A 19,939-nucleotide genomic window follows, 5' to 3' on the forward strand; every position below is an offset into this window, starting at 1 on the left:
ATCACCCTTGCCGGACGCAGGCCCGGTGCATGAACTAGTCGCGGCGCGCCGGCGCGCCGTGCGCGGCATCGCGTGCCAGGCCCGCGAGCGAATTCAGGATGAAGGCCGTCACGCCCCAGATGTCCTGGGTCTGCTCCGCCCAATACCACGCGCCCATGCGTTCGCCGTCCGTGTATTGACGCGGCAGATCCGGATTCAGCAGCGCGGCGAACGGAAACTCGAAGATTTCCGCGACTTCCGCGGGCGCCGCCTCCCATGTCGCCGTTTCCGGCACGATGCCGATCACGGGAAAGATCGCGTGGTGACGCTTTCTGGTTTTATGGATCGGCAAGCTGCCGACCACGCGGACCGCGCCGGGCGCGAGGCGGATCTCTTCGAACGCCTCGCGCAACGCGGTCGCGCCGATATCGCGGTCGGCCTCCGCCGGGCGGCCGCCCGGAAAGCTCACGTGCGACGAGTATTCGCTGAGATTCGACGCGCGCCGGGTCAACAGGATCGTCGGCTCGCGCCGCGCGACGATCGCGACCAGCACCGCCGAGAATTTCCACTGTCCGTCGTTGTCCGCGAGGAATTGCTTCGCCGTCGGCCAGTCGGTGCCGGCAGGAATGCCGTGACCTTCGACGCCACGGACGATCACTTCCAGCGCGGCCTGCGGCGAGCCGGCTTCCACGTGCGCGCCTGCCAACCCGGCGCCGGTATTCACGACGCCTCTGTCTGGTTCCATGTCTGCCTCCTGCGTGCGGCACCTGCACACGCTGCACGACACTGAACCCGACACGTGTTGCATGGGCGCGGCGTCGTTGTGGTCAATCCGATGAACCGGTGTTCGCATGCGATCGCAAATGACACGCGCGGGTGCGCGACTGTCTGCTCCGGCGTAAAAATATCCGCCAGCGTTGCGGATGATTGAATGCCGAAACCCGATCGCCGTCGATCAACGGAGAAACCGATCATGCACGAAAAAGCGAGACTCCGTTCGACCGCGCGCGCACGTCGCGTCCTCGCTCAAGCGACGGATGTCGGCTCGCTCCGCGCATCGATGCGCGCCGATGCGGTACCGATCCACCCGGCCGCCGCGATGGCCGCTGCCGTCACGATCATCATCGCGCCCCACCCGACCCGCGCGTTGAGCAGCCCGGCCGCGACGGCACCGCCGGCGCCGGCCGCGTAGTACAGCGTCAGGTACGCTGCGCTCAAGGCCCCGGCGCGGGCCGGCTGAATCGCGACGACGCGCGTCTGGTTCGCGACCTGCGCGGCAAAGCAACCGGCATCGAACAACGCCAGCCCGACAGCCAGCCATCCAGGTCGACCGAGCGCAACGGCAAGGAGCAAGGTCGACACGGCCGCCACGACAAGGCCGCCCCGGATGACCGCGCGATCGCCGAATCGATCGGCGAGTTTTCCGGCAACGCGCGTCACGCCGAGGCCCAGCACGCCCGCGAGACTGTATGCACCGATCGCGGCGGCACCCAGGTTATACGGCGGCCCGGCCAGACGAAGCGCGAGCCCCACCCAGACCAGGTTGAACGCGAAGAACCAGAGCATGCCGGCGCAGGTACGACGCCTCAACGGCGCACTGTCGCGCAGCAGCCGCGGAATCGCGGCGATCGCATTCGCACGGCCGGGCAGCCCTTCCGGCCGGCCGCCCGGCAACAGCACCGCACCGCCGACGGCGGCCAGCGCGACGCATCCGGCCAGCACGAGCAACGCGCCGCGCCATCCGCACCATTGCGACAACACGCCGCCCGCGAAACGGCTCAGCAGGATCCCGGCGGAAATGCCCGCCGACACGGCTCCCATCGCCACGCCGCGCCGTTGCGGATCCGCGTGTTTTCCGGCGACGGCGCTGCATTGCGCCGCGACCGTGGTTGCCGCGCCCACCAGAAAAAACGCGGCATCGAGCACGAGCGGCCCGGGCGACAACGACGCGCACGCGAGCAACAACGCGAGCGCGCCCATCTGCATCGAAACGAGCACGCGCGGGCTGAAGCGGTCGACCAGCGGCACCAGCACGGCGAGGCCGACCAGATAACCGAGCATCGTCACGGAGGCGAGCGCCGCCATGCGCGACGCCGCCACCCCGAAGTCGCTCGCGATCGCCGACAGCGACGGCTGCAACGCATAGCCGTTGGCGATCGCCACGCCGGCCGCCAGCGCAAGCACCGCCGTCGCGGTGCGGGACAGCGGCCCGCGGTTGCCGGCGTCGGTCATGCCGCGGGCCTGACCGCGATCGCCTCGACTTCGACCAGGATCTCCGGATCGACGAACGGAAGCGCATGCACCAGCGAAAACGCCGGCCGGATATCGCCGTAGATCTCCCCGTGCGCGCGTGCGGCGGCTTCCCAGTTGTCGAAGTCCGCGACCACCAGGCGGCTCTGGACGACGTCGGACAACGAGAACCCGCTGTCCGCCAGCACCCGGTCGATCGTCGCCAGCGCATCGCGTGTCTGCGCGTACACGTCCGCGCCTTTGCCGGCCGTCCCCGAAATGTAGATGGTGTTGTCGACGACCACCGCGCGCGAGTAGCCGACCTTGGGCTCCCACGGGGAGCCGGTGCTGATCCGTTTTCGCATGTTGAAGATCTCTCCAGTCAGGTTGAGAAGCATCGCCTACTACTTGGGTAGTAAGTTCGAGCGATTGTATACTACTCCAGTAGTTAATCAAGCAGGCCCATGCAAGTCGCCGTGGGCGCAAGAGCCGGAGCCGATACACATGAGCGAAAACACGGAGCTGATCACGTCGTTGATCCGGCTTGGATTCACCCAATACGAAGCGCAGGCCTACGCGGCCCTCGTCGGGCAGGCCGCGCTGACGGGGGCGGAAGTCGGCCGGCGCGCCGGCATGCCGCCTTCGAAGATCTATGAAACGCTGGGGCGTCTGGAGGCGCGCGGTGCGGTGCTCGTCAACCGTTCCGAGCCCGTCCGCTATGCGGCCGTGCCCCACCGGTCGTTGCTCGAGGATTTGCGCAAGCGCTTCAATGCGGATCTCGAAACGGCCGCAGGCGCGCTCGACCGGCTGCCGGTTCAACAGGAGCCGGGGCTCGTCTGGTCGCTGAGCGGGCGGGAAGCGATCGCCAGCGCCTTCGCGCGCGTCATCGTCAACGCGAAAACGCAGATCTTCGCGGGCGTCTGGGACGAAGAGATCGACGACCTCGGGCCGCTGCTCGAGGCCGCCGCGGCACGCGGCGTCGACACGCACGTGGCGATTTACGGCAATCGCACGCTCAACGGGCCGCGCCACTACGACATGGCCAAATGCGGCGCCAGCGCGCGGCTCAGGCTGTCCGGCCGCCGGCTCGCCGTCGCCGTGGCGGACAACACCGAGGCCGTGGTGGCGGAATTCGGCGATCATTCGCCCGATCACGCCACCTTGACGACCAACCCGGTCATTGCGCTGCTCGCGGTCGAGTACATCAAGGCGGACGTGAGCGGGCGCGTGTTGATCGACGCAATGAGCCCGGCGGAGTACCGGAAAGTCCTGAAGCATCCCGACATGCAGGCGATGCTTGCACCGCTCGACAAGGCGAGCTGACCCATGCGACCCTGCACGGCTGCCCGCGCGGTGCGCATCGCGCGGCGCGCACTCCACCCAGGTACGTGAATCACCACACTGACGCGAGCGTCCAATGACCGCCTATGCCTTCCGCCTGCTGAACGTATTCGCCGAATCGACGTTCGGCGGCAACCCGCTTTGCGTATTCGAGGATGCGCGCGGCATGGACGACGCGACCATGCAGGCGCTCGCCGTGCAGTTCAACCTGTCCGAAACGACCTTCGTGCTGCCGTCGGAGCGCGCGCATGCGCGGGTTCGCATCTTCACGCCGGGCTACGAGATGGCCTTTGCCGGCCATCCGACGCTCGGCACCGCGCATGTCGTGCGCGACCTTCTGGGCGCGGGCAACGAACTCGCGCTCGAATTCAAGGCCGGCGTGGTCGACGTCGGCGCGCACGGCGACGTGTGGACGTTTACCGCGCCGCATGCCGGCATGCCGAAGACGGCGGCTTGCGAGTTGTCCGATGCCCGGACGGCGGCCCTGCTGGGGCTGACGGAAGACGACCTGCTCGCCCCGCCAATCTGGGTCGATACCGGCGCCGACCAGTTGCTCGTCGCGCTGACGGATCCCGCCGCCGTGCGCCGCGCACAGCCCGACAGCGCGGGCATCGGCATCTGGCCGACCAGCAGTCTCGGCCGCAAGACCGCGTATGTATTCGCGTTCGACGCCGAGCGTCCGGGCACGGTGGTGTCGCGTTACTTCTTCGTGAAACAAGGCAGCGTGTCGGAAGACCCGGGGACGGGATCGGCCTGCGCGAATCTGGGCGGGTGGCTGCTTGCGATGAACCGCGACCTGCCCGCCGCGTTTCAGGTCGAGCAAGGCGAAGCCGTCGGTCGGCCTTGCCTGCTGCGATTGTCGGTCAGTGCAAACGGCAAGATCGGTGTCGGCGGGCGCGTGATCGAACTCGGGCGCGGCGTCGTCAACGTGTAGACGCGCCGGGCGGAAATATCGTCGCGATCGTCAGCATCGCGCTGCGCGCGGGCAACCCGTTGCGATGACGAACCGGCCGCCACCGTCCGGCCACCGCCGGATCGGAAATGCGGTGTGGCCGCCCCGCCCGCCACGCCGCGATATGCCGTCGACAAGATCCGCGGCTATCGCCGGATCGAAACGCGGCACGCATGGCATACATCGCCGCGTTTGTTATGCTGCGCGCATCGCCAGCCCGAGCCGATTGCCGCTCATGAACGCCCTCGCCCCCGACCTCGTCCGCACGCTGCACGCCTCCTGCGATGCCTGCTTCGGCACGACCGCCGTCTGGCCGCTCGTCGAGCACGCGTATGGCGAGCCGCAACGCCACTACCACACGCTCGCGCACCTGGCCGAGCTGTTCGCGCATCTCGCACCGTATCGCGCGGAACCGCTGTGGCCGGTGATCGAGCTTGCGGTATGGGCGCACGACTTCGTGTATGCGACGACTCTGCCGGATCATGCGGACAACGAAGCATGCAGCGCGCAATGGCTCGTGCAGGTCACGAACGCACACTGCAGCGCATCCTGGTTGCGTGCGCACGCATCGCATGTGTCCGTTGCGCACGATCTCGTACTCGCGACGAAGTCGCACCGGCTGCCCGATGCGTTCGCGTCCGCCCCCGACCTCCAGCGCGCCGGGCGGATTTTTCTCGACGCGGATCTCGCGATCCTCGCGGCCGCGCCCGATCGACTGCGCGAATACGATCGCGCAATCGCATGCGAGTGGGCGCAGGATCCCGATGCGCCGTCGGCTGCATTCCGCGAGGGCCGCAAGCAGGCGCTCGAACATCTGCGCGCACAGGTTCCGCTGTTTCAATCGGCGGAATTCGCGCCGCTCACACCGCTCGCGCAGCGCAATCTCGATACGCTGATCGCCGAGTACGCGTAAGCGCCGGGCAAGAACACGCGAAAGCGCCCGCATCGCCGCCGCCGGATCGGTCGAGCCGGCCCGTCACGCCCGGCGCCCCTCCCCACATCCGAACGGCATTCCTGCTGCGGCGCTCCGCGGCGCGGGGCCCTGCCGCGTCGAATTCATCCGACATCCGACGGCAAAACCGGCCAACACGTCGATTTCCCCGGGAAGCCACCCCATCCACATCGCGCGTCGAGCGTAACCCTTCAAACATCATGTGATTGCATTTTCACAATCAATGTGATTTTATTATCATATCGTGCATGCCGCCGCCCACCACCCGCGCGGCGCACCCCATACCAAGGAAGAGACGCAGATGGAGACAATCGCCGTTATCGGCAGCAACATGGTCGACCTCGTGACCTACGTCGCACGCATGCCCGCCCGGGGCGAAACGCTCGAGGCGCCGAATTTCGAACTGGGCTGCGGCGGCAAGGGCGCGAACCAGGCGGTCGCGGCCGCCCGCCTCGGCGCGCGCGTCGTGATGGTCACGAAGGTCGGCGACGACGTGTTCGCCGACAACACGATCCGCAACTTCGAGCGAGAAGGCATCGACACCACGCACGTGCGCAAGGTCGCCGGCGTGCCGAGCGGCGTCGCGCCGATCTTCGTCGAGCCCGATTCGAGCAACAGCATCCTGATCGTCAAGGGCGCCAACCGCCACCTGACGCCGGCCGACATCGACGCGGCCGCGCCGCAGCTCGCCGAATGCGCGCTGATCGTGCTGCAGCTCGAGATCGAGCTCGACACCGTCTATCACGCGATCGAATTCGGCGCACGCCACGGCATTCCGGTGCTGCTGAACCCCGCGCCCGCGGTCGCCGATCTCGATTTCGAGCGGATCCGCACCGTCGAATTCTTCGTGCCGAACGAAACCGAGCTCGCGATCGTGTCGGGCATGCCGGTCGATTCGCGCGACACCGCGGCACGCGCCGCCGAAGCGCTGGTCGCGCGCGGGCTGAAGCACGTGCTCGTCACGCTCGGCAGCGACGGTTCGCTGCTGGTCTCGCGCGACGGCGTGCGGCACGTGCCCGGCGTGCCGGTCGACGCGCGCGACACGACAGGCGCCGGCGACGCATACATCGGCTGCTTCGCGCGCTGCTACGCCGCATCGCGCAACGCGCTCGACGCGATGCGTTACGCGTCCGCGTACGCCGCGCATTCGGTCACGGGCCTCGGCACGCAGAAGTCGTACGCCGACACCGCGACGTTCGAACGCTTCCTCCGCGACGCCGGCATCTGAACGGCGCCTTCATCGACGAGACAACCAGGAAGGAGACACCCATGGGCCGAGCCAGAATCGAACACACACCCGACGGCTATTACCTGAACCGCACGCCGCTCTTCGCCTTCACGCTGCTGTGCTGCCTGTTCGCGCTGTGGGGCACCGCCGCGAACCTGAACGACGTGCTGATCGCGCAGTTCAAGAAGTCGTTCTTCCTGTCCGATTTCGAATCCGCGTTCGTGCAGTCCGCGTTTTATCTCGGCTACTTCTTCCTCGCGATTCCGGCCGCGACCGTCGTGAAGAAGTTCAGCTACAAGACGACGATCCTGGTCGGCCTGCTGCTCTACACGACCGGCTGCCTGCTGTTCTTCCCGGCCGCGTCGATGGCGAAGTACGGAATGTTCCTCGTCGCGCTGTTCGTGATCGCGGCGGGCCTGTCGTTCCTCGAAACCGCGTCGAACTCGTATTCGACGCTGATGGGCCCGCGCGAAACCAGCACGCGGCGGCTGAACATCTCGCAGACGTTCTATCCGTTCGGCGCGATGGCCGGCGTCTACATGGGCAGCTTCCTGATCTTCAAGGAAGGCGATGCGTCGCACGCGCAGCTTGCCGCGATGTCGGCGGCCGAAGCCCACGTGCACCAGCTCGCGATGATCCAGGCCACGCTCGAGCCGTACAAGTGGCTGATCGTCGTGCTCGTCGCCGTGTTCATCGTGTTCGCGCTCACGCCGTACCCGGCCTGCAAGGGCAACGGCCCCGGCGCGGCCACGCACCGGATCGACGCACGCGGCACGCTCGCGCGCCTGTTCGGCAACCGGCGCTTCGTCGCGGGCGTCGTCGCGCAGTTCCTGTACGTCGGCGCGCAGGTCGGCGTGTGGAGCTTCACGATCCGGCTCGCGATGCAGATCGGCGGCCTCACCGAGCGCGGCGCGTCGCACTACCTGCTCGCGACGTTCTTCGCGTTCTTCGTCGGCAAGCTGGTCGCCACGCTCGTGATGAAGCGCGTCGGCCCGGCCAAGGTGCTGATCGTCTACGGCATCCTGTGCATCGTGCTGCTCGCGTACACGATCAGCGTGCACAACATCACGGCCGTCTATGCGGCCGTGGGCGTGAGCGTGTTCCTCGGCCCGTGCTGGCCGACCATCTACGGTCTCACGATCGACGGGCTCGGCAAGGACACCGAATACGGCGGCTCGATCCTCGTGATGAGCATCGTCGGCGGCGCGGTCGTGCCGCTGATCCAGGGGCTGATCTCCGACCACACGGGCGGCAACATGCAGCTCGCGTTCGTCGTGCCGCTCGCCTGCTTCGTCGTGATCGTCTACTACGGCTTCTACTGCCTGCGCCACCTGCCGGCCGCGACGCCCGACGCAACCGCCGACGGCCCCGCAGCCGCGCGCTACGCCGCCACGCGCAACACGTCGGGAGCATGAGCATGCGAGGCGAAATCGAACTGCGGCGCGACGACTTCCGCGACACGCCGCGCACGCTGTACCGCACCGACGGCCTGACCGTCACCGCGTTCGCGTATCCGTCCGGCGTCGAGGCGCTGAAGCTCGAGAACCGGCGCGGCCATCTCGTCGTGCTGCCGTATCTCGGCCAGATGATCTGGGCCGCCGCGTTCGACGGCCGCGACCTGACGATGAAGCACATGTTCCGGCAACCGAAACGCGCGGCTTCGATCATCGATACCTACGGCTGCTTCATGTTCCACAGCGGGCTGCTGCGCAACGGCTGCCCGGGGCCGGACGACACGCACGCGCTGCACGGCGAGATGCCGTGCGCGCCGATGGACCGCGCGAGCCTGGTCGTCGGCGCGGACGCGCGCGGTGCGTTCGTCGAAGTGACCGGCGAGTACGAATACGTGCAGGGTTTCGGCAGCCACTACATGGCGCGTCCGTCGGTGCGGCTCACGGAGCACGACGCGCAGATGACGATCTCGATGGACGTGACGAATCTCGGCGGCGCGCCGATGGACCTGATGTACATGGCGCACCTGAACTACGCGTACGTGCCCGGCGGCCGTTTCGTGCAGTCGCTGCCGCACAACGGGCTGCGGCTGCGCGACAGCGTGCCCGCGCACGTGAAGCCGACCGCCGCATGGCGCGACTACACGGCCACGCTCGCGCGCGAACCGCAACGGCTTCACACGCTCGATGCGCCCGCGCTGTACGACCCGGAGATCGTGTTCTTCATGAACGATGCGGAAACGGATGCCGGCGGCGTCGCGCATTTCCGGCTCGCGCATCCGGACGGCGGCGCATTCCACACCGCGTACCGCCCCGAGCAATTCCCGCACGCGACGCGCTGGATCCTGCACAACGCGGACCAGCAGGTCGCCGCATTCGCGCTGCCGTCGACCTGCGAGCCGGAGGGTTATCAGGCCGAACGCCGCAAGGGCCATGTCGCGACACTCGCGCCGGGCGCGACGCGCCGCTTCGAGGTCGTCACCGGCTACCTGAGCGCGGCGGAAGCCCGCCATGCCTGAGGCGATGCAAAGCGCGATGCCCGCGCGCACGGCGTCAGGTCACGAGCGCGATCCCGTGTTCGCGGATCGTCGTTTCGTAGCGGCCGCTCAGTTGCCCGTCCGAGATCACGTAGTTGAAGTCGGTCAGCTCGGCGAAATAGGCCGCGCGCACTTCGTCGAACTTCGTGTGGTCGACGAGCAGGAAGCGGTTCTGCGCGCGTTCCATCACCTTCTTCTTCGCGTCGACTTCGTGGAAGTTGAAGCAGGTCACGCCGCAGCGGTCGCTCACGCCGGCCGCCGAGATGAACGCCTTCGACACGCGCACCGTATCGAGGATGCCCGTCTCGGCCACCGACTCGAACACCATGTTCTTGCGATGGTACGCACCGCCGCACAGGATCACGCTGCAATGCGGCTTCTGCTGCAGCTTCGCGAACACGTTCAGCGAATTGCAGACGGCGGTGAATTCGAGGTCGTCCGGAATGAAGTCGACGACGAACGGCGTGGTCGAGCCGCAGTCGACGAAGATCGTGTCGCCGGTCGTCACGAACTGCGCGGCCAGCTTGCCGATGCGGCGCTTCTCCTCGGTCTGCCGGTCGTTCTCGGCGCTGACCACGTACTCGCCGATGTCGCTGCGCTGCGCGGCGAAGTGGCGGGTCACGTAGCCGCCGATCAGGCTGAGGCCGTGCGGGTTGTCCGCGAGATCGCGGCGGATCGTCATTTCCGATACGCCGAACAGCTCGGCGACTTCCTTCAGATGAATCGCGTTCTGCCCTTGCAGCACGTTCATCAGCGTCTTGATTCGTTCGCCCTTCTTCGTTTCCATGCCAGTATCCTGCGTGCGCGCCGCGTCCGTCGCTTGTCGTGCCGGGCGCGCGGGCCCGGCCGGAATGTCGTATTTGTAACAAACCGATGTGAAAACATCAACTTTCCGTGTGCCCTTCCGGCACACGATCCGTGGAGTCCTGAAACATGCCGCTTTCCAACGCCCAACTCGCTCAAACCATCGATCACACGCTGCTCGCGCCCGACGCGAGCGACGCGCAGATCCGCGACCTCTGCCGCCAGGCGGCCGAGCATCGCTTTTACTCGGTCTGCGTGAATTCGGCGAACGTGCCGCTCGCCGCGCGCGAGCTGGCCGATACCGGCGTGCTCGTCTGCGCCGTGGTGGGTTTTCCGCTCGGCGCGGGGCTGTCGGCCGCCAAGGCATTCGAAGCCACCGCCGCGATCGCGGCGGGCGCCGGCGAGATCGACATGGTGATCAACATCGGCGCGCTGAAGAGCGGCCGCGCCGACGACGTGAAGGCCGACATCGAAGCCGTGCACCGTGCCTGCGGTGCGGTGCCGCTCAAGGTGATCCTCGAAACGGGGCTGCTGACCGACGACGAGAAGGTGCGCGTGTGCCAGATGTGCCGCGATCTCGGCGTCGCGTTCGTGAAGACGTCGACCGGGTTCGGCCACGGCGGCGCGACGCTCGCGGATGTCGCGCTGATGCGCCGCACGGTCGGCCCCGTGCTCGGCGTGAAGGCATCGGGCGGCGTACGCGACCGCGCGGCCGCGCTGGCGATGATCGAGGCTGGCGCGACGCGGCTCGGCACGAGTTCGGGGGTGGCGATCGTCACCGATCAGGGCGGCGTCGAATCGGCGTATTGACGACGCGGGCCACCGACGGCTGCGGTGGTGCACCTCGCGCCGCCGCTGCTACCGCGCGCGTTGTCGATCCTCTTCAGCGGCCTTGCAGTCGGCATGGCCGTCGCGTCGTCGATCCGGTTCCATGCACGTAACGCACAGCTTCAGATCGATAGAGCATCCGTGGCCCGTATCGCGTTGTCCTGCTGCCCGGCGGCCGGCCATGAAATAACTTAGTTAGCCGAATCATCTGCGATAAACAACGATCACCTATCACTCAATTAGAGAGATTCAATTGGCATCGCGCATGTCGACGAGACTACAGTTCGGCGGGGTCTTCCCCCGAATTTCATCCAAGGAACCTCATCGATATGTCAAACACCGCGAATCGCTTCTTGCAGAGCATGATTGCCGCGGCCTGCGTCGCATTGGCCTCTTCCTCACACGCTGCCGAACTGACGCGCGACAACGGCTCGCCCGTCGGCGACAACCAGAATTCGCAGACAGCCGGGCCGAACGGGCCGGTGCTCCTGCAAGACTCGCATCTCATCGAAAAACTCCAGCGCTTCGATCGCGAACGCATCCCCGAGCGTGTCGTGCATGCCCGCGGCACCGGCGCGTTCGGTGAATTCGTGCCGAGCGCCGACATCAGCGACCTGACGACGGCCAAGGTCTTCACGCCCGGCACGAAAACGCCCGTATTCGTCCGCTTCTCGACCGTGATGGGTTATCGCGGCTCGCCCGAGCAGGCGCGCGATCCGCGCGGTTTCGCCGTGAAGTTCTATACGGAACAGGGCAACTGGGATCTGGTCGGGATCAACCTGCCGATCTTCTTCATCCGCGACGCGATCAAGTTCCCGGACTTCGTCCACGCGAACAAGCCGAGCGCGGTCACCGGCGTGCAGGATGCGAACCTCGCGTTCGATTTCTTCGCGCACGCGCCCGAAGCAACCAGCATGCTGACCCGGCTGTACTCGATCGAGGGCATGCCCGATTCGTACCGGAACATGGACGGCTACGGCGTGCACGCATTCAAGTTCGTCAACGCCGACGGCAAGTACACGTACGTGAAGTTCCACTGGAAGAGCGCGCAAGGGATGCACGGGCTGCGCCCGAAGGACATTCCGGGCTCGATCGGCGCGGACTGGAACCTGATGACGAACGACCTGTACGGCGCACTGAAGGCGGGCAACGCACCGAAGTGGGATCTCTACATCCAGGTGCTGAAGCCGTCCGAGCTCGACGCGTTCGACTTCAACCCGCTCGACGACACCAAGGTATGGACCGGCGTGCCGGAGCGCAAGATCGGGACGCTGACGCTGAACCGCGTGCCGGACAACTACTTCGAGTCGACCGAGGAATCCGCCTTTGCCCCGTCGCGGATGGTGCCGGGCATCGAGCCGTCGGAAGACCGGATGCTGCAGGGCCGGATGTTCTCGTACGCCGATACGCAGATGTACCGCCTCGGCGCGAACTTCAACCAGTTGCCGATCAACCGTCCGCGCGTGCCCGTCACGAACAACAACCAGGACGGCGCGATGAACTTCGGCGACCGCAAGGGCGAAGTGAACTACGAGCCGTCGGCGCTGAACGAACTCGCGCAGAACCCGCGGTACAAATCGGTCCAGACGCCGCTTGCCGGCACGACGCAACAAGTCGCGATCCGCAAGACGCTGAACTTCCGGCAGGCGGGCGAGTACTACCGCACGCTGCCCGCGCAGGAGCGGCAGGATCTGGTGACCGCGTTGTCGGGTGACCTGAACCACGTGACGAACGACGCGAACAAGTACGCGATGCTGTCGTACTTCTACAAGGCCGATGCGGACTACGGGACGCGCCTGGCGCGTGCCACGCACGCCGACCTGACCCGCGTGAAATCGCTCGCCGACAAACTCGTCGAGAACTGATCGGGCAACCCCGCGAAGGCTGCCGGTGCGGCCTTCGCGTCCCGACCCATCGATCCGATTGCGCCGCGCGGCCACGCGCGGCGCGCATTGCTGATGAAGAATCGACTCCGAACTGCCCTCTCCCGCGCGCTCGCGATCGCCGGAGCCGCCGTGCTCGCGGCCTGCGCACAAACCGCACCGCCCGCGGCCGTGCCGCACCCCGATGCGCACGCCGACCTGCGCCGCTATGACGACGCATGGTTTGCCGCCGCGCGCCTCGGTCGCATCGACATCCTGCAGGCACTCGTCGACGCGCGCTATCCGATCGACGCGACGACACGCGAAGGTTATACGGCGGTCATCCTGGCCGCCTACCGCGACCAGCCCGCAACGCTCGACTATCTGCTGCGCAACGGCGCGGACCCGTGTCTCGGCGATCGTCACGGCAACACGGCCCTGATGGGCGCGCTGTTCAAGGGCGAGACCGCGATCGCGAAGCGGCTGGCCGACACGCACTGCCCGATCGACCAGACCAATCACGCCGGCGAAACGGCGCTGTCGTTCGCCGCGCTGTTCGGCCGCCTCGACATGCTGCCGGTACTCGTCGCACACGGCGCGAACCCCGATCACGTCGATGCGCTCGGCCGCACCGCGCTGCAGAACGCGATCCTGCAAGGCAACGACGCCGCGGTTGCCGCACTGGAAAAGGTTGGCGCGACACCGAATGCCGATGTGACGTTACGCTCGAGGCCGTGACCGCTCGACCTTGAACCGGCCGTCAAGGGCATGATCTCCGAACGGCAAAGGCGGGCACCGACGGTTTCGACGAAGGCGCCTCTTCCGCCCGCTCCGCGACATCGGCACAATGCCGGTCATGCGCCAAGACAACGCCTTCGTTTACCCGTCCGCCGGCCCCGTCGGCCGCCTCGCCAACCGGCTCGTCGCGAGCCGCCCGCTGCTGCGCGCACGCCGCGCGCTGCTGTCGCGGCTGCCGTTCCTGCAACTCGCGAGCGAAGTCGAGAACGTCGTGTACTGCACCTGGCTCGTCGATGTCGCCGCCGTCGCGCACCTGGTGCCGCGCGGCGTCACGCTCGCGAGCCGCGACGGCCGCACGCCGTTCACGATCCTCACCTATGCGCACCGCCATTTCGGCCCGCGTATCGCGGGCCCGCTGCGACGCGTGTTCCCGTCGCCGCTGCAAAGCAACTGGCGGCTTTACGTCGATGCGCTGCCGGGTGGCGTGCCGGCCGATCGCACGGTGCTGTTCGTGAAGAACGTGTTCGATCATCCGCTCTATGCGCTCGGCAGCCGGCTCTTCAGCGACGCGCTGCCGTCGCATCTCGCCGCGCGCTTCACCCATGCCGTGCAGGACGGGCGTTATCGAACGCTGCTGTCAGGCGGGACCGGGAGCGCGCCCGACTTCCACTGCTCGGCGGCCGTATCGAACGACGACACGCTACCCGCCGCGTTCGCGCCGTTCTTCGGAAGCTGGCGCGACGCCATCGCCTACCTGTCGCTGCAGCACGCGGCCGTCGCGCATGTCGCGGACTGCGACGGCCTCGCCCATGCGTCGATCGACCTGCCGATCGACATCGATGCGGTCCGCCCGCTGAAACCGGTCGAACCGGTCGGCGGCGGCGCCTTCCTCTCGCGGATCGGCGCGACCGGCGAACCGCTGTGCTTCGTCGTGCCGGATGTTGCGTTCCGCGTGTTGTCGGAGCGGGTGCTGTAACGCCCCGCTCAAACCGCGCGCCGCGCGTGCGCGGGTGCGTCCGCGTCGCGTTCGTCCGCCAGCCGCCCGAGGTAATCCCGCACGAACTGCCCGGCAATCCGCCCCGACCGCGCACCGCGCTCCAGCGCCCACTGCAGCGCCGGTTCGCGCGCCGCGCGGATCTGCTCCGCATCGAACCCGGCTTCGCCGAGCCGGCTTTCGACGACGGCCAGGTACGCATCCTGCGTGAACCCGTAGAACGTCACCCAGATCCCGAAGCGCTCGGACAACGAAATCCGCTCCTCGACCGCGTCGCCCGGATGCAGTTCGCCGTTCTCCGCGCGCGACACGTTCGCGTTGTCGCTCGCCTGCTCGGGCATCAGGTGGCGGCGATTCGACGTCGCGTACACGAGCACGTTCGACAGGTCGCTCGCGACCGAGCCGTCGAGCACCGTCTTCAACTCCTTGTAACCGGTCTCGCCGGCCTCGAACGACAGGTCGTCGCAGAACACGATGTACCGCTCGGGCCGCGCACGCACCAGCTCGACGATCGCCGGCAGATCGCTCAGCCGCTCCTTGCCGACCTCGATCAGCCGCAGCCCGTGCGGCGCGAACGCGTGCAGGCACGCTTTCACGATCGACGACTTCCCGGTGCCGCGCGCGCCGGTCAACAGCACATGATTGGCCGCGAACCCGCGCACGAACTGCCGCGTGTTCCGTTCGACGATCGCCACCTGACGCTCGACGTTGCGCAGCGCATCGAACGTTATCAGCGCGGGCGCCGCAACCGGTTCGAGCGGCGCCGTGCGCGGCCCGCCGTCGAAACCGCGCCAGCGGAACGCGACGGCCGCGTCGAAATCGACGGCCGCCGGCCGGCCGGTGCCCGCGAGTGCCTCGAGCGCGGTCGCGATCCGTTCGAGCTGATGCGCGAGCGCCGGACCGTCGACGGATGCGTGCGCGTCCGGCAGCGCGGCCATCAGGTTCTGCATGTCGCGGTCGCCGCTCATTGCCGTACTCCCTGCGACGCACTCGCGTGGAACGGGAACCGCTGCGCGATCGCCACGCCGACGAGCGCGACGCCGCCGCCGATCAGGTGATACAGCCGCAGCGATTCGCCGAGCAGCACGATCGCGCCGCCGGCCGTCATCACCGGCAGCAGGTTCATGAACATCGCGCAGCGGCTCGGGCCGAGCAGCCGCACGCCCTGCATCCACAGGTACGGCAGCACGACCGACGCCAGCACACCGGCATACAGGATCAGCGGCACGCTCGCGCGGGTCGGCCACGCCGCCTGCGCGGGCAAGCGCAGCAGCATCGGCACCATGAAGACGAGCGCGGCGAGCGCCTGCACGTAGGTCGACTGCCACGCCGGCAGCGCGCCGATGCGCCAGCGCTTGAGCAGCACGCCGTACAGCGCATACGCGGCCGACGCGGCCAGCATCAGCAGGTCGCCCGCGTGCACGCCGCGCGCGGCGATCGTCGTCGGGTGCCCCTCGGCGATCAGGTAGACGACGCCCGCGAGCGACAGCACCCCGCCGCCGATCATGCCGGCCCCCGGCGGATCGCCGAGCAGCAGCGAGCTGAGCGCCATCGTCATCAGCGGCACGAGCGCCGTGATGATCGCCATGTTGGTCGCGCTCGTCGTTTTCGCGGCCTCGTAGGACAGGCTCTGGAACAGCGCCATCGCGAGAAAACCGAGCACCGCGAGCTTCGGCAGGTGCGCGACGAGCGCCGCGCGGTTGCGCCATGCGGGGCGCAGCGTGAACACGCTCATCAGCGCGACGGCGAGCAGCAGCCGGTAGAACGTGATCGCCGACGGGTCGATCGTCGATGCCGACAGCTTCGACACGACCACGTTGCCGGCCCACAGCGCGATCGCGCAGAAGGGAAACAGAAAAGGAGGCTTGTTCATCGCGTTTGACGGATTAATATCGTGGCAGGGTGCGGGCGTGAATCGGAACGCCATCGTGCCCGCCCGCCCAACTGCCTGTCTCACGCCAAAATGTCAGGACTTGTCGCCAATCGGACACTCGAGCCCACCCCGCCGCTTGCGCACCTGCGCTACGAATCGACGCCGATGCCGGTGTCGGCGATGGCGGCGGCGTACCCGCACGGCACGTCGATACCGACGCACTGCCATCGCCGCGCGCAACTGCTCTATGCGATCGAGGGCGTGATGCACGTGCAGTCCGAGGGCGCATCGTGGGTCGTGCCGCCCACGCGCGGCGTGTGGCTCGAAGCCGGCCTCGACCACACGGTGCAGATGAGCGGCGACGTGCAGATGCGCACCGTGTTCGTCGAACCGGGCACGGTCGAGCACCTGCCCTCGCGCAGTTGCGTGGTGGAAGTGCATCCGCTGCTGCGCGAGCTGATCCTCGCCGCGGTCGACGTGCCGCTCGACTACGCGCCGGGCTCGCGCCACGATCACCTGATGCACCTGCTGCTCGCCGAGGTGACGGTCGCGCCGCTGCTGCCGCTGTACCTGCCGTGGCCGCACGACGCACGGCTGCGGACGATCTGCGACTCGCTCGTCGCCGCGCCCGACGATCCGCGCACGATCGCCGAATGGGCCGACCGGCTCGGCCTGTCGGTGCGTACGCTGCATCGCGCGTTCCGGCGCGAGACGGGGCTCAGCTTCCGCCGCTGGCGGGAGCAGGCGCGGCTGCTGCTCGCGCTCAAGCGCCTCGCGCACGGCGAGAAGGTGCTGACCGTCGCGATGGATCACGGCTACAGCAGCCAGAGCGCGTTCTCGGCGATGTTCAAGCGGCATTTCGGCGTGTCGCCGTCGGCGTTTTACGCGTAGCGCGTAGCGCGCGGCCGTGCGCGACGGGGGCGCTACCGCGCCGCGATCCCCGCGATGAAGAACACGCATGCGGCGGCCGACGCGACCGTGCGCACGTGATTCCACCTCGTCCAGTCGTGCACGTAGCGCGTCCACAGCGCGGCGCCGTGCGCGGTCGACGGATCGGCCGCGGCGAGCGCATCGTTGAGCGGCACGTTGACGGCCATCGTCACCGCGAACATGCCGAACACGTACAGCACGCCGCCCGCGAGCGCCGCCATCGCCCCCGGCTGGCCGCGATCGAGCAGCGCGATCACGACCAGGGCCAGCGCCATCAGCGTCGTGACGAGGAACAGCGGCATGAACGGCGAACGCACGATGTCGACGTTGATCGCGTTCATCGCGGCCACGCCGGCATGCGGCGCGATCCGTCCGAGCGACGTCATCACGAACGTCGAAAACGCGAAGTACACGCCGGCCATCAGCCCGCAGCCGATGGCCGAGCCCCACAGCAAGACGGGCGTCACGAACGCGATCATGATCGTGCACTCCACACGCCGGTCGCGGCCGTCGCGCGCGCATAGTCGGCGAAGTCGCGTGCCGGCCGCCCGAGCGTCGCTTCGATGCCGTGCGTCACCGCACTGTTGCGCCCGTCGAGCACCACGCCGAACAGATCGTCGAGCAGCGCGACGACCGGTTCCGGTACGCCGGCCTCGCGCAATCCGGCCACGAACGCATCGGCCGGAATCTCGCGATAGGCGACCGGCCGGCCGGCGGCCCGCGCGATTTCGCCGACCGCTTCGGCGAACGTCAGCGCGCGCGGGCCCGTAACCTCGATCACGCGGTTCGCGAAGCGCGCCTCGGTGAGCGCGGCCACCGCGACGTCCGCGATGTCGTCCGCATCGACGAACGGCTCGCGCACCGCGCCGGCCGGCAGCGCGACTTCGCCGGCCAGCACGCCGTCGATCAGGTAGCCCTCGGAGAAGTTCTGGTTGAACCAGCTCGCGCGCACGACGCCCCAGCCCACGCCCGACGCCTGCAGCGCGGCCTCCGCGGCCTGCGCACGCGGCTCGCCGCGCCCGGACAGCAGCACGACGCGCTCGACGCCGCTTTCCCGCGCCAGCCGCGCGAACGCGGCGATCGCCTCCACCGCGCCCACGACCGCCAGATCGGGCTGATAGGTCACGTACGCGGCCGACACGCCCTCGAGCACGGCGGGCCACGTCTCGGGCGCCGTCCAGTCGAAGCGGACGGCCGACGTGCGCGACACGGGCCGGGTCGCGATGCCGCGCGCGCGCAGCCGTGCATCGACGCGGGCGCCCGTCTTGCCCGAACCGCCGACGATGAGGGTGGGAAGTGCCGACATGACCGTCTCCTTTGATCAAAATGCGAGAATGTCTCGCGTTTCGAAAACACGATAGACTCTCGCATTAGCAACGTCAAGTTTTTCCGGAGGCGGCATGGGCCGACAAAAATCGGGGCAAAACGACGAGCCCGACGCGGCGGCAGCGGCATCGGATACCCCGGCGCGCGCGCGGCTGGTACCGACGCAGCAACGCAGCCGCGAGCGGTTCGAGCGCATTCTCGCGAGCGCGTCGGAGGTGATGATCGAGAAAGGCTGCGACGCGTTCCGGATGAGCGACATCGTCGAGCGCACGGGCATCTCGTTCGGTTCGCTGTACCAATACTTCCCGGACAAGGCGGCCGTGATCGGCACGCTCGCGGAGCGCTACAACGAAGCCGGGCACGACTGCGTGCGGCGCGATCTCGCCGCGATGAAGTCGCTCGACGACCTGCACGCCACGCTCGCCCGCATCACGGACAGCTATTACCGGATGTTCGTCGACGAGCCGCTGATGCGCGACATCTGGCGGGCCACGCAGGCCGACCGCGCACTGCAGGCGCTCGACCGGGCGGACGGCGAGTTTCTGGCGGGGCTGTTGGCGGATGCGCTGCGGGAACTCGCACCGGCGGTGCCCGACGCGCAGTTGGCGGCGTTCTCGGAATTGACGATGGTGTTGATCGCCGCGGCCGTGCGACATGCGATCGAGTTGCCGCCGAAGGCGGCGCGCAGGATTCTCGCGATGTTCAAGCAAACCTTGCCGGAAAATCTTTCCGTGCTCGACAGCTAGGCCGCACACGAATTTCATAATCGGGAAATTCTCATTCCCCGTTCATTATTGAATATTCGCCAATATAATTACAAAAACCAAGGGCGCAACGCGAGACCGCGGCGCCCGCATCCCTGATTCCCCGTTAAAACCGATTCAAAGCTCCGCGACGCTCGAAAGCGCGGAGCTTTCGTTTTTTTGCGCAATGCAATCCGCTTCGTGAAGCGACGCGCGTTTCGCGCCGGTGAACTCCGCGACGCTTTATTCAGCGCTGCGGCAGCCAGACTCCGCCGGAGTCAACAAATCGCGAGATGATTTACCGGAATAGATTAATTAAAAGATGACGATGATCAATGGAATCGATTTCAATCAATAATCACAATCATCCATCGATTCTTCCATTTACTTTTCAATATTGCTTCCGCTAAGCTTGCGCCAGGATTTTTTGACGCCGACCAGATTGATCGATGAATTTCAGATTCAGGTGAATTTGAATTAAACCGATCGATTATTGTTTATTTTGAAAATCAAATGAGACGATATCACTCCACCGAAACCGGCCAGCCTTCATCCGGTTGACCGGGCACGCCGTGCGTCGCTCGGCGACAGGTGCCTGCCGCCCCGACCACATCTCTTTGGCATCGCGACTCAGGCTGCGCGGGCTGCGTCCGGTCATGGCGCACGGCCCGC

20 protein-coding genes are annotated in these 19,939 nt (G+C 67.3%); 12 read left to right on the plus strand and 8 right to left on the minus strand.

Annotation, left to right across the window (positions count from 1 at the left end; genetic code table 11):
• Positions 1-34: 34 nt before the first annotated feature.
• The 3 genes from APZ15_RS37245 to APZ15_RS37255 all read right to left on the minus strand — a co-directional run bounded on the left by APZ15_RS37245 (position 35) and on the right by APZ15_RS37255 (position 2,573).
• Entirely contained in the window at positions 35-724 is a 690-nt protein-coding gene (locus APZ15_RS37245) for an NUDIX hydrolase (RefSeq protein ID WP_034196210.1), read from the minus strand.
• Between the two features lie 281 nt (positions 725-1,005).
• Positions 1,006-2,211, minus strand: a complete 1,206-nt coding sequence (locus APZ15_RS37250) for an MFS transporter (protein ID WP_027792403.1) — start codon at positions 2,209-2,211, stop codon at positions 1,006-1,008.
• Positions 2,208-2,573 (minus strand): RidA family protein, encoded by a 366-nt coding sequence (locus APZ15_RS37255; RefSeq protein ID WP_027792402.1) that lies wholly within the window; start codon positions 2,571-2,573, stop codon positions 2,208-2,210. Before APZ15_RS37255 ends, APZ15_RS37250 begins: the two co-directional genes overlap by 4 nt.
• 139 nt (positions 2,574-2,712) lie before the next feature.
• On the opposite strand from APZ15_RS37255, the gene APZ15_RS37260 reads away from it, so the two are divergent.
• From APZ15_RS37260 to APZ15_RS37285, 6 genes are all read left to right on the plus strand, one after another.
• On the plus strand, positions 2,713-3,531 hold the full coding sequence (locus APZ15_RS37260) for a TrmB family transcriptional regulator (RefSeq protein ID WP_027792401.1): 819 nt from the start codon (positions 2,713-2,715) through the stop codon (positions 3,529-3,531).
• 94 nt (positions 3,532-3,625) lie between these two features.
• Entirely contained in the window at positions 3,626-4,483 is an 858-nt protein-coding gene (locus tag APZ15_RS37265; RefSeq protein ID WP_027792400.1) for a PhzF family phenazine biosynthesis protein, read from the plus strand.
• A 253-nt stretch (positions 4,484-4,736) separates the two neighbouring features.
• A complete protein-coding gene (locus APZ15_RS37270) occupies positions 4,737-5,414 on the plus strand; it encodes a hypothetical protein (protein ID WP_027792399.1) in 678 nt (225 codons plus the stop codon).
• Between the two features lie 340 nt (positions 5,415-5,754).
• Complete coding sequence (gene rbsK, locus APZ15_RS37275; protein WP_027792398.1) at positions 5,755-6,681, plus strand: ribokinase; 927 nt, start codon at positions 5,755-5,757, stop codon at positions 6,679-6,681.
• Positions 6,682-6,722: 41 nt separating this feature from the next.
• On the plus strand, positions 6,723-8,096 hold the full coding sequence (gene fucP, locus APZ15_RS37280) for an L-fucose:H+ symporter permease (RefSeq protein WP_027792397.1): 1,374 nt from the start codon (positions 6,723-6,725) through the stop codon (positions 8,094-8,096).
• A gap of 2 nt (positions 8,097-8,098) precedes the next feature.
• Positions 8,099-9,151, plus strand: coding sequence for an aldose 1-epimerase family protein (locus APZ15_RS37285; RefSeq protein WP_027792396.1), 1,053 nt, complete (start codon positions 8,099-8,101; stop codon positions 9,149-9,151).
• Positions 9,152-9,185: 34 nt separating this feature from the next.
• Here the strand turns inward: APZ15_RS37285 and deoR are convergent, their stop codons facing one another.
• Positions 9,186-9,956, minus strand: a complete 771-nt coding sequence (gene deoR / locus APZ15_RS37290; RefSeq protein WP_027792395.1) for a DNA-binding transcriptional repressor DeoR — start codon at positions 9,954-9,956, stop codon at positions 9,186-9,188.
• 146 nt (positions 9,957-10,102) lie between these two features.
• On the opposite strand from deoR, the gene deoC reads away from it, so the two are divergent.
• From deoC to APZ15_RS37310, 4 genes are all read left to right on the plus strand, one after another.
• Positions 10,103-10,783, plus strand: coding sequence for a deoxyribose-phosphate aldolase (gene deoC / locus APZ15_RS37295; protein ID WP_027792394.1), 681 nt, complete (start codon positions 10,103-10,105; stop codon positions 10,781-10,783).
• A 380-nt stretch (positions 10,784-11,163) separates the two neighbouring features.
• Complete coding sequence (locus APZ15_RS37300) at positions 11,164-12,666, plus strand: catalase (protein WP_172535144.1); 1,503 nt, start codon at positions 11,164-11,166, stop codon at positions 12,664-12,666.
• Between the two features lie 93 nt (positions 12,667-12,759).
• Positions 12,760-13,401: an ankyrin repeat domain-containing protein gene (locus APZ15_RS37305; RefSeq protein ID WP_034196263.1), complete on the plus strand. Its 642-nt coding sequence runs from the start codon at positions 12,760-12,762 to the stop codon at positions 13,399-13,401.
• Between the two features lie 109 nt (positions 13,402-13,510).
• Positions 13,511-14,377 carry a DUF2071 domain-containing protein gene (locus APZ15_RS37310; protein ID WP_027792391.1) on the plus strand — a complete coding sequence of 289 codons (867 nt, stop codon included), beginning with the start codon at positions 13,511-13,513 and terminating at the stop codon, positions 14,375-14,377.
• Between the two features lie 8 nt (positions 14,378-14,385).
• On the opposite strand, the gene APZ15_RS37315 is transcribed toward APZ15_RS37310, so the two are convergent.
• A complete protein-coding gene (locus tag APZ15_RS37315; protein ID WP_049097199.1) occupies positions 14,386-15,333 on the minus strand; it encodes an ATP-binding protein in 948 nt (315 codons plus the stop codon).
• Positions 15,334-15,359: 26 nt separating this feature from the next.
• A complete protein-coding gene (locus APZ15_RS37320; RefSeq protein WP_027792389.1) occupies positions 15,360-16,268 on the minus strand; it encodes a DMT family transporter in 909 nt (302 codons plus the stop codon).
• Positions 16,269-16,358: 90 nt separating this feature from the next.
• Between APZ15_RS37320 and APZ15_RS37325 the strand changes: the two genes are divergently transcribed.
• A complete protein-coding gene (locus APZ15_RS37325; protein ID WP_027792388.1) occupies positions 16,359-17,159 on the plus strand; it encodes an AraC family transcriptional regulator in 801 nt (266 codons plus the stop codon).
• Between the two features lie 32 nt (positions 17,160-17,191).
• Here the strand turns inward: APZ15_RS37325 and APZ15_RS37330 are convergent, their stop codons facing one another.
• On the minus strand, positions 17,192-17,677 hold the full coding sequence (locus APZ15_RS37330; RefSeq protein ID WP_027792387.1) for an anthrone oxygenase family protein: 486 nt from the start codon (positions 17,675-17,677) through the stop codon (positions 17,192-17,194).
• A complete protein-coding gene (locus APZ15_RS37335) occupies positions 17,674-18,504 on the minus strand; it encodes a Rossmann-fold NAD(P)-binding domain-containing protein (RefSeq protein ID WP_027792386.1) in 831 nt (276 codons plus the stop codon). The genes APZ15_RS37330 and APZ15_RS37335 overlap by 4 nt, the downstream gene beginning before the upstream one ends.
• 94 nt (positions 18,505-18,598) lie before the next feature.
• Here APZ15_RS37335 and APZ15_RS37340 point away from each other — a divergent pair, with 94 nt between their 5' ends.
• Positions 18,599-19,270, plus strand: a complete 672-nt coding sequence (locus APZ15_RS37340; RefSeq protein ID WP_027792385.1) for a TetR/AcrR family transcriptional regulator — start codon at positions 18,599-18,601, stop codon at positions 19,268-19,270.
• Positions 19,271-19,939 lie beyond the last annotated feature (669 nt).

Source organism: Burkholderia cepacia ATCC 25416 (genome assembly GCF_001411495.1).
Taxonomy (GTDB): Bacteria; Pseudomonadota; Gammaproteobacteria; order Burkholderiales; family Burkholderiaceae; genus Burkholderia; species Burkholderia cepacia.

Excerpts from the sequence above, each read along its gene's own strand:
- APZ15_RS37245 (WP_034196210.1), bottom strand. The coding sequence starts at position 724 with ATGGAACCAGACAGAGGCGTCGTGAATACCGGCGCCGGGTTGGCAGGC.
- APZ15_RS37250 (WP_027792403.1), bottom strand. The coding sequence starts at position 2,211 with ATGACCGACGCCGGCAACCGCGGGCCGCTGTCCCGCACCGCGACGGCG.
- APZ15_RS37255 (WP_027792402.1), bottom strand. The coding sequence starts at position 2,573 with ATGCGAAAACGGATCAGCACCGGCTCCCCGTGGGAGCCCAAGGTCGGC.
- APZ15_RS37260 (WP_027792401.1), top strand. The coding sequence starts at position 2,713 with ATGAGCGAAAACACGGAGCTGATCACGTCGTTGATCCGGCTTGGATTC.
- APZ15_RS37265 (WP_027792400.1), top strand. The coding sequence starts at position 3,626 with ATGACCGCCTATGCCTTCCGCCTGCTGAACGTATTCGCCGAATCGACG.
- APZ15_RS37270 (WP_027792399.1), top strand. The coding sequence starts at position 4,737 with ATGAACGCCCTCGCCCCCGACCTCGTCCGCACGCTGCACGCCTCCTGC.
- rbsK (WP_027792398.1), top strand. The coding sequence starts at position 5,755 with ATGGAGACAATCGCCGTTATCGGCAGCAACATGGTCGACCTCGTGACC.
- fucP (WP_027792397.1), top strand. The coding sequence starts at position 6,723 with ATGGGCCGAGCCAGAATCGAACACACACCCGACGGCTATTACCTGAAC.
- APZ15_RS37285 (WP_027792396.1), top strand. The coding sequence starts at position 8,099 with ATGCGAGGCGAAATCGAACTGCGGCGCGACGACTTCCGCGACACGCCG.
- deoR (WP_027792395.1), bottom strand. The coding sequence starts at position 9,956 with ATGGAAACGAAGAAGGGCGAACGAATCAAGACGCTGATGAACGTGCTG.
- deoC (WP_027792394.1), top strand. The coding sequence starts at position 10,103 with ATGCCGCTTTCCAACGCCCAACTCGCTCAAACCATCGATCACACGCTG.
- APZ15_RS37300 (WP_172535144.1), top strand. The coding sequence starts at position 11,164 with ATGATTGCCGCGGCCTGCGTCGCATTGGCCTCTTCCTCACACGCTGCC.
- APZ15_RS37305 (WP_034196263.1), top strand. The coding sequence starts at position 12,760 with ATGAAGAATCGACTCCGAACTGCCCTCTCCCGCGCGCTCGCGATCGCC.
- APZ15_RS37310 (WP_027792391.1), top strand. The coding sequence starts at position 13,511 with ATGCCGGTCATGCGCCAAGACAACGCCTTCGTTTACCCGTCCGCCGGC.
- APZ15_RS37315 (WP_049097199.1), bottom strand. The coding sequence starts at position 15,333 with ATGGCCGCGCTGCCGGACGCGCACGCATCCGTCGACGGTCCGGCGCTC.
- APZ15_RS37320 (WP_027792389.1), bottom strand. The coding sequence starts at position 16,268 with ATGAACAAGCCTCCTTTTCTGTTTCCCTTCTGCGCGATCGCGCTGTGG.
- APZ15_RS37325 (WP_027792388.1), top strand. The coding sequence starts at position 16,359 with ATGTCAGGACTTGTCGCCAATCGGACACTCGAGCCCACCCCGCCGCTT.
- APZ15_RS37330 (WP_027792387.1), bottom strand. The coding sequence starts at position 17,677 with ATGATCGCGTTCGTGACGCCCGTCTTGCTGTGGGGCTCGGCCATCGGC.
- APZ15_RS37335 (WP_027792386.1), bottom strand. The coding sequence starts at position 18,504 with ATGTCGGCACTTCCCACCCTCATCGTCGGCGGTTCGGGCAAGACGGGC.
- APZ15_RS37340 (WP_027792385.1), top strand. The coding sequence starts at position 18,599 with ATGGGCCGACAAAAATCGGGGCAAAACGACGAGCCCGACGCGGCGGCA.